The sequence below is a fragment of the Micrococcaceae bacterium Sec5.8 genome (assembly GCA_039636775.1).
Lineage (GTDB): Bacteria > Actinomycetota > Actinomycetes > Actinomycetales > Micrococcaceae > Arthrobacter.
This window is the reverse complement of the sequence record CP143429.1, coordinates 2832283-2845309: the sequence shown is the minus strand read 5'-3', so window position 1 is coordinate 2845309 and position 13027 is coordinate 2832283. Positions and strand designations below refer to the sequence as shown.

14 protein-coding genes are annotated in these 13027 nt (G+C 66.6%); 8 read left to right on the top strand and 6 right to left on the bottom strand.

Going from position 1 to position 13027, the window contains the following annotated elements; all coding sequences use genetic code 11:
* The first annotated feature begins 2 nt into the window (after positions 1-2).
* From VUN84_13030 to VUN84_13020, 3 genes are all read left to right on the top strand, one after another.
* The gene (locus VUN84_13030) at positions 3-365 is read left to right on the top strand and encodes a DivIVA domain-containing protein (GenBank protein XAS63218.1); all 363 of its coding nucleotides are present in this window, start codon (positions 3-5) and stop codon (positions 363-365) included.
* Positions 362-1633 (top strand): hypothetical protein, encoded by a 1272-nt coding sequence (locus VUN84_13025; protein ID XAS63217.1) that lies wholly within the window; start codon positions 362-364, stop codon positions 1631-1633. The genes VUN84_13030 and VUN84_13025 overlap by 4 nt, the downstream gene beginning before the upstream one ends.
* Before the next feature lie 233 nt (positions 1634-1866).
* Positions 1867-2034, top strand: a complete 168-nt coding sequence (locus VUN84_13020; GenBank protein ID XAS63216.1) for a DUF3117 domain-containing protein — start codon at positions 1867-1869, stop codon at positions 2032-2034.
* 128 nt (positions 2035-2162) lie between these two features.
* Here VUN84_13020 and VUN84_13015 read toward each other — a convergent pair whose 3' ends face one another.
* Both VUN84_13015 and VUN84_13010 read right to left on the bottom strand, forming a co-directional pair.
* Positions 2163-2795 carry an O-methyltransferase gene (locus tag VUN84_13015; GenBank protein XAS63215.1) on the bottom strand — a complete coding sequence of 211 codons (633 nt, stop codon included), beginning with the start codon at positions 2793-2795 and terminating at the stop codon, positions 2163-2165.
* A gap of 119 nt (positions 2796-2914) precedes the next feature.
* Positions 2915-3097: a hypothetical protein gene (locus VUN84_13010; GenBank protein ID XAS63214.1), complete on the bottom strand. Its 183-nt coding sequence runs from the start codon at positions 3095-3097 to the stop codon at positions 2915-2917.
* A 14-nt stretch (positions 3098-3111) separates the two neighbouring features.
* On the opposite strand from VUN84_13010, the gene sigE reads away from it, so the two are divergent.
* The 3 genes from sigE (at position 3112) to VUN84_12995 (ending at position 5365) form a co-directional block, all read left to right on the top strand.
* On the top strand, positions 3112-3747 hold the full coding sequence (sigE, locus tag VUN84_13005; protein XAS63213.1) for an RNA polymerase sigma factor SigE: 636 nt from the start codon (positions 3112-3114) through the stop codon (positions 3745-3747).
* An 8-nt stretch (positions 3748-3755) separates the two neighbouring features.
* Complete coding sequence (locus VUN84_13000; protein ID XAS63212.1) at positions 3756-4886, top strand: hypothetical protein; 1131 nt, start codon at positions 3756-3758, stop codon at positions 4884-4886.
* 80 nt (positions 4887-4966) lie between these two features.
* Positions 4967-5365: a Sec-independent protein translocase TatB gene (locus tag VUN84_12995; protein ID XAS63211.1), complete on the top strand. Its 399-nt coding sequence runs from the start codon at positions 4967-4969 to the stop codon at positions 5363-5365.
* Here VUN84_12995 and VUN84_12990 read toward each other — a convergent pair.
* The 3 genes from VUN84_12990 to VUN84_12980 are packed head-to-tail and all read right to left on the bottom strand — an operon-like array spanning position 5362 to position 8661.
* Positions 5362-6603, bottom strand: coding sequence for an Mrp/NBP35 family ATP-binding protein (locus tag VUN84_12990; protein ID XAS63210.1), 1242 nt, complete (start codon positions 6601-6603; stop codon positions 5362-5364). The two genes, VUN84_12995 and VUN84_12990, sit on opposite strands and share 4 nt — an antisense overlap.
* An 11-nt stretch (positions 6604-6614) precedes the next feature.
* Positions 6615-7397 carry a DUF1003 domain-containing protein gene (locus tag VUN84_12985; GenBank protein ID XAS63209.1) on the bottom strand — a complete coding sequence of 261 codons (783 nt, stop codon included), beginning with the start codon at positions 7395-7397 and terminating at the stop codon, positions 6615-6617.
* Positions 7378-8661, bottom strand: coding sequence for a CBS domain-containing protein (locus tag VUN84_12980; GenBank protein ID XAS63208.1), 1284 nt, complete (start codon positions 8659-8661; stop codon positions 7378-7380). The genes VUN84_12985 and VUN84_12980 overlap by 20 nt, the downstream gene beginning before the upstream one ends.
* Before the next feature lie 77 nt (positions 8662-8738).
* On the opposite strand from VUN84_12980, the gene VUN84_12975 reads away from it, so the two are divergent.
* Positions 8739-9662 carry a general stress protein gene (locus VUN84_12975; protein ID XAS63207.1) on the top strand — a complete coding sequence of 308 codons (924 nt, stop codon included), beginning with the start codon at positions 8739-8741 and terminating at the stop codon, positions 9660-9662.
* Between the two features lie 142 nt (positions 9663-9804).
* Here the strand turns inward: VUN84_12975 and VUN84_12970 are convergent, their stop codons facing one another.
* Positions 9805-11388: an aminopeptidase P family protein gene (locus VUN84_12970; GenBank protein XAS63206.1), complete on the bottom strand. Its 1584-nt coding sequence runs from the start codon at positions 11386-11388 to the stop codon at positions 9805-9807.
* A 265-nt stretch (positions 11389-11653) separates the two neighbouring features.
* Here VUN84_12970 and VUN84_12965 point away from each other — a divergent pair, with 265 nt between their 5' ends.
* Entirely contained in the window at positions 11654-13021 is a 1368-nt protein-coding gene (locus VUN84_12965) for a DUF2254 domain-containing protein (GenBank protein ID XAS63205.1), read from the top strand.
* Positions 13022-13027 lie beyond the last annotated feature (6 nt).

Here is a 13027-nt window from a genome sequence, read left to right as displayed (position 1 = left end):
GAGTGAGTTTCTTCCTGGTTTTCCTCGCGATCGCGCTGGCTGGCGCCGCTTTCCTTCTCGGCACCGGCAGGGCGTCAAGAATCTTCCGCGGACGCCGCGGAAGGGACGACGAAGCACTCGAGACCCTCAATGACGGGTTCGACCAGCCGGTTGCCAACCTTCCGCCGGTGCTGCTGCCCGCAGAGGCGGTAGCTTCCGACGTCGACCGGCTGCGCTTTGCTGTGGGCTTGCGCGGCTACCGGATGGACCAGGTGGACCAGGTGCTGGACGAGTTGAGGGAACAGATCACTGTCAAAGACAGGAAGATCGCGGACCTTGCAGCCGAACTGGACCGCCGTGAGCGAAAACCGGAGCAGGCTCCGTGAGCAGTGCACCCGCCAGGGCCCCGGCACCGGCGGGTATCCGGGTAACGCGCTGGCCCTGGTGGGTGCAGGTCGCGGGACTCTATGCCGCCGCCCGTTTCATCAGTGCCTGCATCTTCATGGCCGCGGCCCTGCACCAGGGCCTGAGCCCCTGGTTTCCCGCCAGGCCGGACTACTGGTCCTTCATCAATATCTGGGATGCCCGCTGGTACGGCGAGGTCCTTCAGAACGGTTACCCGGACGTTCTTCCCACCGACGGTGCCGGAAATGTCCAGGAGAATGCCTGGGCGTTCTACGCCCTCTTTCCTCTGCTGGGCCGGGCGGCGGCCGCTCTGACCGGCGTGCCCCCGGCGTTCGCGCTGACCCTCATTGCCATGCTGAGCGGCCTGGCGGCGGCACTGGTCATCTATCGGCTGTTCCGCCTCAGAGCCGGACACCGTACCGCGCTTTGGGGAACACTGTTTGTTTCCACTTTTCCCATCTCGCCGGTACTCCAGGTGCCCTACGCGGAGTCGCTGAACCTGCTGCTGCTCGCCGCTGCCCTGCTGCTGGTAATGCAGCGCCGCTATCTGTGGGCCATGCCCGCGGTTGTGCTGATGTGCCTGTCCCGGCCTACCGGCGTGCCGTTCGCGGCAATGCTCGGGCTGCTCTTTCTCTTCCGGCTGCGGAAGCACCATGCCGCGGCGCGGGCGGACGCCGCCCGGCTGGGACCCGCCAGCGCCGAAGCGGCGGGGCAGACAGGGGATGTGCCGCACAGCAGGACCCAGCTTTGGTGGCTCGGCGGGCTCACTGCAGTGAGCGGAACCAGTGCCTTGCTCTGGCCTGCGATCGCCTGGGCCGTGACTGGAGACATCCGCGCGTACACCAAGACGGAAACCGTCTGGCGGGGCGAGGACCTGGTGCCGTTCAAACCCTGGTTCGACGCCGGCATCCAGCTCTTCGGACCGGTCCTGGGAGTGCTGGCACCCTTCGTTTTTGTGGCGCTCTTCGCGGCAACCATGCTGAGCCGGCCGGTGCGGGGGCTGGGAACGGAACTCCGGCTCTGGTGTGTTTGTTATCTGGGCTATCTGCTGGTTTTCCTGCACCCTCAGACCAGCACGTTCCGGATGCTGCTCCCGCTGTTTCCGCTGGCCCTCAGCGCTGCCCTCGTTTCGCGGTCCCGGGCGTACCGCGGCACCGTGGTCATTATGTTCCTGCTGCTGCAGATTGTCTGGATCGTGTGGCTGTGGGCATGGGCCCCGCTGCCCGGCGGAGGCGACTATCCGCCGTGACGCGCGACACCTTTAGTGCCTGCCGCCCCAGCGCGGCGCGGCGCGTCGGAAAGTCCAACGATTAGCTACAGCCGCGTTGTTACGCGATAATAGGTGGCAAGCAAGGACAAGAAGCAAACTGAGTACATGGCCCTGATGGCACTCCATCACGGCCGCCGGGCAGCTTGATTGACTAAGCGGACGCAGCCCGGCCGGGCTGCTAAGTCACTGGACTAATGGAGGGGATATTCCTTATGGCGGCTATGAAACCACGCACCGGCGACGGCCCGATGGAAGTTACCAAAGAAGGACGAAGTTTGATCATGCGAGTGCCGCTCGAAGGCGGCGGCCGGCTCGTGGTCGAACTTAACTCCGCTGAAGCGACCAACTTGAAGGAATGCCTCGTCGGCGTTACCGAGTAGCTTCACCGAACGTTTTCACAGCGGGCGGGGTCCGTGGCCGAATGGCTGCGGGCCCCGCCCGCTGTCGTCGTTCCGGGGTGGGCCGGAACCCTTGCTGGGGAGCTGCCGGACGCCGGCTTCCCGCTCCGCTACTTCTTGACGGCGACCAGCAGCCCGTCGCCGGTCGGCAGCATGGCCGACGAGAGCCGGTCGTCATCACGGATGGACCTGCCCACCTGGCGGAGGATCACAGTGGTCGCCTCCCGCGCGGCAGGATTGGCAACGCGGTCCTTGTCCAGCGCGTCGTTGACGATGAGCAGGCCGCCGGACTTGAGCAACCGGATGGCCTGCTCCACATAGCCGGGGTAGTTCGGCTTGTCGGCGTCGATGAAGACAAGGTCGTAGGCGCCGTCCGTCAGCCGGGGCAGGACGTCGCGTGCGCGCCCGGAGATCGTCCGGGTCCGGTTGGCCGGGCTGCCGGCCTCCTGGAACGCCTCGCGGGCGGCCCTGAGGTGCTCGACGTCGACGTCGATGGTGGTCAGCACGGCCTGCGGGCCCAGGCCGCGCAGGATGCAGACACCCGACACGCCCGCGCCCGTGCCGATTTCGACTGCCGTCTGTGCTTTGGACGCGGCAGCCAGGACGGTCAGGACGGCACCGACGCCCGGGCCGACCGGGTTGACGCCGAGCTCGAAGGACCGTTCGCGCGCGTGCAGCATGACCTCATCCTCGGCAGGCAGATCTTCTGCGTAGGACCAGCTCGTGGACTTATCGGCGCTCATGGATATCGCTTTCTGGGCGGCAAAGGGGGATGATTCCCTCCAGCGTACTGTGTCAGGTACTGCCCTGAAGTCAGGCGCCCCCGCGGTGGCCGTCACAGTGCACCGCCCCTCCCGGGCAGTTACTGGGAACTGCCGCCGGATGCCGCCGTTTCAGCCGTCGGCGGAAGGGCTGCCGGCGTCAGGAAATTCCCAGATTCTTTTGAAATGATGGTTATCCAATCATCCGCGTGGTGATCGGCGCCGAATTCAAAGTGCAGGCGCTTGCAGCCGCAAGCACCGTCCACGGCGTAAGCATCATCCACGAGGGGAGCGGACAATGTCGATAGTGGCAGCTGTCCCTACAACTGAAGAGTCCCGGCCCGAGGCGGAATCCGAATGGGTGCGGCCCACCTGGGAAGAAGTGGTCTCCAATCATTCCGCCAAGGTGTACCGCCTTGCATACCGCCTGACCGGCAACAAATTCGACGCCGAGGACCTCACCCAGGAAGTTTTCGTCCGGGTGTTCCGGTCATTGGAGAACTTCAAGCCAGGCACGCTGGATGGGTGGTTGCACCGGATCACCACCAACTTGTTCCTGGACCAGGCGCGGCGCAAGAGCCGCATCCGCTTCGATGCACTGGCCGAGGACGCCGAATCCCGCCTCCCGGGGCGCGAACCCGGACCGGAGCAAAGCTTCGAATTCAACAACCTTGATATCGATGTGCAGGCCGCCCTCGAGGAGCTTCCGCCGGACTTCCGTGCCGCCGTCGTGTTATGCGACCTTGAAGGACTTTCCTATGACGAGGTCGCTGTAGCCCTGGGCATTAAGCTCGGAACCGTCCGCTCCCGGATCCACCGCGGCCGGACGATGCTGCGGGAGAAGCTTGCCCACCGGGACCCGCGGCCGCCACAGTCCGCCAAGTCCTCAATCAAGCCGCGCCTGAAGATGCCGCGCATCGCCGGACTCCTCTGAACCAGGCGATGCGTCTGCTGAAACGACTGCTGCGCGCCCTGCATAAGCGGCGCGGCCGGCACCTTGATTCGTGTGGTGAATGCCTGCTTCAGCAACGCCGGGAACGCCAATACCTGGAGCGGCTGCGCAGGGCAGACGTTCCTGCGGCCAGCGAAGACCTGACCGCGCGACTACTGGCCCGTACCGAGGAACTGGCCCGTGCCGGAGCATCGGGACGACCGGGGGAGCTGGCCGGGGCACCGCAATCGGGCACTACCTCACGAGCCGCGCCGCGCGTCCTTTCGCCGGCCCTTCGCGCTTCCGTGTTCACGGCTGCCGGCGCGGCTGCCGCCGCGGCTCTGCTCGGGGGATCGGCCTACCTGATGGGGGCCACCCCGGTCCCGGCCCCGGCGGCGGCCGGCGCAGTGGACTCCGCCCTCCTGCAAGGAGACCCCCCGGATTCCCCGGCGGACGCCGTCGAGGCAGGGCCGGGCGCACCGGCCGGATGGAGCCTCACGGGTGAACCGGACTTCACCCCTTCGGGCTCCCTCACCGGGAAACAACTCATTGCACTGCGCTCGGCGGGTTGGACGTGCCCTGAACTCCGAGAACTCGGCTACCATCTGGTCTGGGCACGCAGCCGGGCGATGGCCGGCGGCGATCTCCTGGAACTGCGACTCACCGACGGACAGCACTTCGCCACCGTGTTCGAACAGCACGGCGGCACGAAACCGAACCATCCCCCTGAACAGAACAGCGGCCAAACGGCACCCCTTAATGTCCTCACCGGCCATCCGGCACCTGCAGATGGCTTCAGCTCCGCCCCGGTAACGGCGGGGAACGGCGTCCCGGTGCCGGCGCCCGGGAGTTTGTGGGTGCATGCGGCGGCTCCCTTTGCCGCCATCTATCAAACGGACGGAACCACCTTCACGTACATCTCGGACCTGCCCCCGGAGCAGGCCGACGACGGCGTCGCGGCCCTGGTCCGGGCGCGAACCGCGGCGCCGGGGACGGCGGGGAACGCCGGACCCGGACCGGAGGACGCCGCCGGCGGCACCGCAGGATCCGACCGCGTCGGGGCCGGTCCCGGAACCGCGCCCGACCTCACTGCCCGGTTGGAGCGCGGCCTGGGCCGGATTGTGGAGATGCTGGCCCCGTGACAGCCCGATCCGGCGCGGCACGCCACTGTGTGTCTTCGCCGAATCGTCCCCGTTCCGATTGAGAGGGTAATCTTCCTACAGTGCTTGGAATCAATGGACCGGAGTTCTTACTTCTGCTGATCATCGGCCTTCTGGTGATCGGTCCCAGTAGGCTGCCCGAATACACCCAAAAACTTGCCAATATTGTCAAGGAAGTCCGTCGGATGGCCTCCGGGGCGCGGGAGCAGATCAAGGATGAAGTCGGCATCGACATCGATGACGTCGACTGGAAAAAGTATGATCCCCGTCAGTACGATCCCCGCCGCATTATCAAGGAAGCGCTGCTGGAGGATGACACCAAGCCTGTCAGCGCCGGCGCACCGGACGCCGTCGCCACCGTAGCGGCGGCCTCAGCGGCCGCCTCGGAGCGCCGGCCCGTCCGGGCGGCGGAGCGCCTTCCCGCGGGTGAGCCGGCGCCCTTCGACTCGGAAGCCACCTAGCGGGGCTGCAGTCCCAGGGATTTTCCGGCCAGCCCGCGCGGGACCGTCGAGAGTCTCCCGGCGATCTGCAGCAGCGCCGCGGCCGCCGGGGTGTCTGGCCGGCCCAGCACCAAGGGAACTCCGGCGTCGCCGCCCTCCCGCAGCAGGATGTCCAGCGGGATCTGTCCCAGCAGCGGAACGTGCGTACCTACCGTCGCCGTCAGCCGCTCGGCCAGCACCGCGCCGCCGCCGCTGCCAAACAGCTCCATCCGGTTGCCGTCAGGCAGTTCCAGGTACGACATATTTTCGACGACCCCGGCGACGCCCTGGCCGGTCTGGGTGGCAATCGCTCCGGCCCGCTCCGCCACATCCGCTGCCGCCGTCTGGGGCGTGGTGACCACAAGGATCTGCGCTTGCGGCAGTAATTGGGCCACGGAAATGGCGATGTCGCCTGTTCCGGGCGGCAGGTCCAGGAACAGGGCGTCCAGATCGCCGAAGTAAACGTCGGTGAGGAACTGCTCCAGGGCCCGGTGCAACATGGGTCCCCGCCAGGCGACCGGCTGGTTGCCGGTGACGAACATGCCGATTGAAATGACTTTGACCCCGTAGGCCACCGGCGGCAGGATCATGTCATCCACCCGGGTGGGCGCCTGGGTGATACCCATCAGTGCCGGGACGGAGAAGCCGTAGACGTCTGCGTCCACGATGCCCACGCGCAGGCCTTGCGCGGCCAGTGCACAGGCAAGGTTCACCGTCACGGAGGATTTTCCGACGCCGCCTTTGCCGCTGGCCACCGCGTACACCTTGGTCAGTGAGCCAGGATCGTTGAACGGTATTCCGCGCTGCGCGCCTGCGCCGCGGAGCCGGTCCTTAAGCGCGTCGCGCTGTTCCTGCGTCATGACCTTCAGGTCAACCGCGACGCCGGTGACCCCCGGCACCGCTGACAGCGCGGTTTCGCAGTCCGCGGTGATGGTCCCGCGCAACGGGCAGCCTGCGATGGTCAAAAGTACCGCAACCTGTACTTCGCCGCCGTCGGAAATCTCAACGGTGTCCACCATGCCGAGCTCCGTGATGGGACGGCGGAGCTCGGGATCGATCACGGTCGCGAGGGCGGCGTGCACTGCCTCCGCGAGCGGTGACGCCGGCGGCGTTCCCGCGCCCGGGATACCGGTGCTCAGGGTGCCGTCGGTTGAAATGTCAGGGCGGGCATTGTCAGGGCGGGCATTGTCCGGGGCGGCGTTCACCGGGGGGGCGTTCATGCGGGGACGGCTCAGTTCTCTGGGGAGGTGGAATGTGCGGCGGTGCCGGCGGTATCCGCCTCGGTGGCCGGCGGCTGCCCGGGTGCCGTGCGGTCCTTCCGGGCCGCCTTCGGGCTACTGTCGGATTTGACCCGGGGACCTTGCTGCGTCCGGGGGCTGCGCTGCTTGTCGCGGCGTTCCTTCAGCTTTTCCTTGACTTTGTCCCGCGGAGATTCGTGGACTCCGGCGGAGGCATCGTGGGTGCGCAGTTCCTCCTGCGCCTCGAGCATGTCCTCCAGCAGGCTCCGCAGCTCGGCGCGGACGTAGTCGCGGGTGGCGACTTCCCGCAGTGCGATCCGCAGCGACGCCAATTCCCGGGTCAGGTACTCGGTGTCCGAGAGGTTGCGTTCCGCGCGCTGGCGGTCCTGCTGAAGGGAAACGCGGTCACGGTCGTCCTGCCGGTTTTGGGCAAGCAGCAGCAACGGCGCGGCGTAGGAAGCCTGGAGCGAGAGCATCAGGGTCAGGAGGGTGAAGCCGAGGGCCAGGGAATCAAACTGCCAGGCCTCCGGCGCCCAGGTGTTCCAGGCCAGCCAGATGACCACGAAGACCGTCATGTAGACGAGGAACTGGGGTGTGCCCATGAAGCGTGCGAAGCCTTCGGTGGTCTGGCCGAAGGCGTCCGGGTTCGGAGAGAATTTCGGGAGGATCCGCTGGCGGCCGCTCAAAGGAGTGTCGAGGCTTCCCTTGTCCGGTTTGCTGCCCGGCCGGCTTTGGGCGTTGCGTGCTGCGCTGTTATCAGCCAATGCGGCCTCCAAGCTTCCTTATCGGGACATCGTCCTCATGGGCGCGCCAGTCATCGGGCAGCAGATGATCCAACACATCGTCAACAGTCACCGCCCCCACAAGCCGACCGTCGCTGTTGACGACGGGGAGCGAGTTGAGGTTGTAGGTGGCCAACGTGCGGGCCACCTCGCTGATGTGGGCCAGGTCCGAGACCGGCTCCAGGGTCTTGTCCACCAGGTTTCCGAGCGGCTCGGGCGGCGGGAAGCGTAACAATTGCTGAATGTGCACAACACCCAGGAACCGGCCCGTGGGCGTCTCGAGCGGGGGCCGGGCGATGAAGATCGACGAGGCGAGGGCGGGGGACAGCTCCTCGCGTCGGACGTGGGCAAGGGCTTCGGCGACGGTGGCTTCCGGGGGCAGGATGACCGGAACCGGGGTCATCAGGCCACCCGCGGTGTCCTCATCATATTCGAGCAGCCGGCGGACGTCCTCGGCGCCCTCGGGTTCCATCAGCTGGAGCAGCTCTTCGGCCTGGGCGCTGGGGAGCTCGGCGAGGAGGTCGGCGGCGTCGTCGGGGTCCATCTCCTCCAGTACGTCCGCGGCACGGTTGACGTCGAGGGCGGAGAGGATTTCCACCTGGTCGCCTTCGGGCATTTCCTGCAGGACGTCGGCCAGCCGTTCGTCCTGGAGCTCGCTGGCGACTTCGAAGCGGCGTTTGTCGCTCATTTCCTGCAGGGCCTCGGCGAAGTCGGCCGGTTTGAGGTCCTCATGGGTGGCGACGAACTGGGTGGCGGCCTGGGGCTCGGTGCGGGCGCCCTGTTGCGCGTCAGCCCAGTCGATGATCATGGTCTCATTCCGGCGCAGCCTGCTCAACGGCGAGAGGGAATGGCCGCGGCGGACGAAGAGCTTGCTGACAAACCAATCGCCGGAGCGGTGCTTGTCCATCGCGATGTCCTCGATGGTGGCGTCCCCGCTGCCGTCGGCGAGCGTCACCCGGCGGTCGAACATTTCGGCCACGACAAGGGTTTCGGCGCCGCGCTGTTCAAAACGCCGCAGGTTCACCAGCCCGGTGCAGATGATCTGGGTCTGGTCGATCGAGGTGATGCGGGTCATCGGCACGAAGACCCGCTTTTTCCCGGGGACTTCGACGACGATGCCCACGACGTGCGGTGCGCCCCGGGTGCCGCGCGAGAGCACGACGACGTCGCGCAGCCTCCCGAGTCGATCGCCCAGTGGGTCAAAGACGTCGAGTCCGAGGAGGCGCGCAACAAACACCCGCGAAAGATTTGTGCTCACTTGTACAGGCTACCGAGTCCGCTCTCTTTTAGCTGAATTTACAGCCGGTGCCCAGCCGGATAGGTAAGAATAGGCGTATGTCAAACATTTTTGGTGCTCCCAGGGCTGGCGCCCCCAACGGCCCGGACGCGGCCCGCACTGTTCCCAAAGGGGACACTGTTGGGTCCTACAACTCCTACCTGGATGCCCAGAAGGCGGTGGATTACCTGGCGGACCAGCAGTTCCCGGTACAGATGGTCTCCATAGTCGGCAATGAGCTGAAGATGGTCGAGCGGGTCACCGGCAGGCTGACCTACCCCCGGGTGGCACTCTCCGGGGCGCTGAGCGGCATGTGGTTCGGCCTGTTCGTGGGCATCATGCTGTCCTTTTTCTCCACGACCGACGGCGCTTTTTCGATTCTGACGTCGGTGCTCATGGGTGCGGCGTTCTTCATGCTGTTCGGCATCGTCACCTACGCCATGCAGCGGGGTAAACGGGACTTCACGTCCACGAGCCAGGTCGTGGCGACCAACTACGACGTCGTGGTTTCCTTTGAAGCGGCGAATGAGGCGCGGCGGCTGCTGCACCAACTGCCCATGACGCAGCAGGACGCCTCGGTGTCCGCCGGGTACCCCCAGCGCGACAACCAGCACCAGCCCAACCAGCACCAGCCCTACCAGCAGGGCCAGCACCCGCCGTACCAGCCGGGCCAACAGGGCAGCGAACCCCAGCGGCCTGCGGGCTGGACAGACCCGTATGGCCAGCGGACTCCCGAAGCCGGGCAGCATGAGGCCGGGCGGCACGCCGGCGGTCAGCGCCCTGAAGCACCACAGCCCGCTGCACAGCAGCCCACGTCCGCTCAGCAGCCGGTGGGCTCTGCAGACGCTGCACAGACCACGGAGGAGCCCGCCAAACCGGCCGGCTTCGCCTACCCGGACCTGCCGGACGGCCGCCCCCAATACGGGGTCCGCGTCACCGATGCCCCCAAGCAGGAACCCGGTCAAGGCGGCGAGCAGCACTAGCTGACAGACAATGAAGGCCTCCACCCGGAGATGATCCGGGCGGAGGCCTTCTTCGTGCCAGCTTCAACGCCGCAATTACCCAATGCAGCGGCGGGGCTGGGCAGCTGGAACTACGCCGTGCTGGAACTGTGCCGTGCTGGAACTACGCCGTGTGGCCTTCCGCTTCCTGGTAAATGCCCGCCATCCAGGACTCGACGTCGGCCGCCTTGCGGGGCAGGGCGGCGCTGAGGTTGACCGGGCCGTCGGCGGTCATGAGGATGTCGTCCTCGATGCGGACACCGATTCCGCGGTACTCCGCCGGAATGCCGAGGTCCTCGTCCTTGAAATAGAGTCCGGGTTCGATCGTGAAGACCATCCCCGGGGTGAGGACGCCGTCCAGGTACAGCTCGCGCTTGGCCTGGGCGCAGTCGTGCACGTCGAGGCCAAGGTGGTGGCTGGTGCCGTGCGGCATCCAGCGGCGGTGCTGCTGGCCCTCTGCGCTGATGGCCTCTTCAACGGAGACCGGCAGCAGGCCCCATTCAGCGAGGCGTTCCGCCAGCACCGTGGTGGCCGCGGTGTGGATGTCGCGGAACTTGGTCCCGGGCTGGGCGGCAGCGAAGCCTGCGTCGGCGGCATCGAGGACGGCCTCGTAGACCTTGCGCTGGACCTCGGAGAAAGTGCCGTTGGACGGCAGGGTGCGCGTGATGTCCGCGGTGTAGAGCGAATCCGCCTCAACACCGGCGTCGAGCAGCAGAAGCTCGCCGGCAGTGACTTTCCCGGTGTTCCGGGTCCAGTGCAGCACGGTGGCATTGTTGCCGGAGGCTGCGATGGTGTCGTAGCCGAGCTCATTACCTTCTTCCCTGGCCCGGGCGAAGAACGCCCCTTCGACGACGCGCTCGCCACGCTGGTGCGTCAAAGCCCGCGGAAGTGACTTCACCACCTCGGTGAAACCCTGCACGGTGGCGGCGACGGCGATTTTCATCTGCTCGACTTCCCACTCGTCCTTGAGCAGCCGCAGTTCAGAGAGGGCTTCCGTTAGCTTCTCATCCAAGGCATCGAGGACGCCGAGGTCCAGGTTCTCGGGGTCCTTGGCCGTGTTGTAGCGGGCGGTGTCGACCAGGGCGTCGATGTTCTCGTCCACCTTCCGCACCAGCCGGATGGAGATCCCGCCAATTTCGGGGGCGCCGACGTTCTTGGTGATGCCAAGTTCGAGTTCGCTGATGTCGGCAGTGTCCAGTCCGAGGCGGGCTTTGAACTCGGCCAGGGTGGGGCGGGCGCCGATCCAGAATTCGCCGGACCGGGAGTCAGCGTAGAACTGTTCGGTGTCGCGGCCGGCCAGCGGACGGAAATACAGCGTCGCGTGGTGGTGGCCGCCGTCATCGCCCTTGCCGGCTTCGACGGGTTCCAGGATAAGCACGGCGTCGGGCTCGTGGTCCAGGCCGAGGCCGGTGAGATGGGCGAAGCCGGAGTGCGGCCGGAAGCGGTAGTCGCAGTCGTTGGACCGGACCTTCAGCGGACCGGCGGGAATGACCAGGCGTTCGCCCTTGAACTGCTCTGAGACGGCGCGGCGGCGGGCAGCGGCATGGCCGGCGACGGCGTCGCGGTCCGGGACCTGTTCGCGGGCCGGGGCCCAGTTGCTGGCCATAAATGCCTTAAAAGCATCGGAGCTGGGCCGCTGTGAGCGGTTGTTGACGCGCTCGTCGAGGGGTTGGGAAGCGGAGACTTGGGTGTTATCTGCATCGTTCACGCATCCATCGTCTCACCAGCGCAGCGGCTGAGGCCAACAGGCCGGCGGGGTGGCGGCGTCAACGCGGTGACCCTGCGGAGCGAAGCAGGGCAGGCGTGGACGCCCGGGCAGCCGTTCCCTCGGCCGCCGTTAGACTCGACGTCATGGCTGATGAATCCAGGAAGCCGTCGGTTGTTCCGGCGGTATCTCCGGCACCGAAGCTGGCCGCACACCGGCGGGTCGCCACTAACGCTGCTGGCGCCGCCACTGGACTCCGGGCCGGCCGGTGCAGGTGAGAGCGCACGCCATCCGGGCCGCATTCAGTTCGCGTCTGTGGCCGATCCCGGTCTTCGCCGTGGCATTGGCCGTAGCGTTTGGTGTCGGGCTGCCGGCCCTGGACGCTGTGGTCGAGGACCGCCTGCCGGAAGTTCTGCAGGTTTACCTCTTCAGCGGCGGGGCGGAGGCCGCCCGGTCCGTTTTGGAAGCCATCTCCGGGTCGCTGATCACCGTCACGTCGCTGACCTTCTCCCTTACCGTTGTTACCCTGCAGCTGGCCAGCAGCCAGTTTTCCCCCCGGCTGCTCCGCACCTTCACCAGTGACAGCTTCGTTCACCGGACCCTGGCACTTTTCCTCGGGACTTTCGCCTACTCTCTCACCGTCCTGCGCAGTGTCCGGAGTGGCACGGCGGGCGGGACCGAATTCGTACCTGATATCGCGGTCACCGTCGCGTTCCTCCTGGCCATCGCCAGCGTCATCGGCCTCGTCCTCTTTTTAGCCCACCTCACCCGCGAAATCCGCGTAGAGACGATGATGCGGAACGTCCATTCTGAAACCGCCGCCACGATCGAGCGCGTACTTCCAACAAACCCGACACCGCCCGCGGGCGCAGCCGCCGCTCCGGGCCGTCCCGCTGCTCCTGGCGAGCCCACCGCGTCGGGCGGCCAACGGATCCTGGCCCCGTCGTCGGGCTTCCTGAATATGGTCGACGAAGCGGGGCTGGCCGCGGCGGCCCGGGAACGTGGCGCCGTGGTCCGGATCGATGTGTGGGCGGGGGACTCCCTGATAGCCGGTGTTCCGTTCGCCACGGCCTGGGCTGGCGCCGCACGGGAGCCGTTCACGTCCGCAGAGCTTGAGGACCTCACCCGGCAGCTGGCCGACGTCGTGACGGTGGGCTTTGAACGGACGAATGATCAGGATCCGGTTTTTGGATTCCGGCAATTGGCGGACGTCGGAGCCCGGGCACTTTCACCGGGCACCAACGACCCCACGACGGCCGTGCATGTCATTGGCCACCTGTCCAGCCTGCTGTGCATGCTGATGGAACGGGAGCTCTGCGACCACGTGGTCCAGGATGCGGATGGCCGGGTCCGGGCCATCGTCGCTCGACCCGGCTTTGACCATTTCCTCGGCACCGCCGTGTCGCAGATCCGCCACTACGGCATGCAGGACGTGGAAGTCGGCTTACGCCTTTTGACGCTGTTCGAAGAGGTCAACTGGTGCGACCACCTCGGCGCCCAGCACCACGCCCTGCAGTCCCGACTGGCGGAGCTGCGCGAGAGCATCGAGCATCACCAGTACACGAGTACCGAAAAACAGGCCCTGGTGGACCGGTTTGACCAGGTGCGGTCGGCGGTGTCCGCAAACGCACGCTGACCTAGG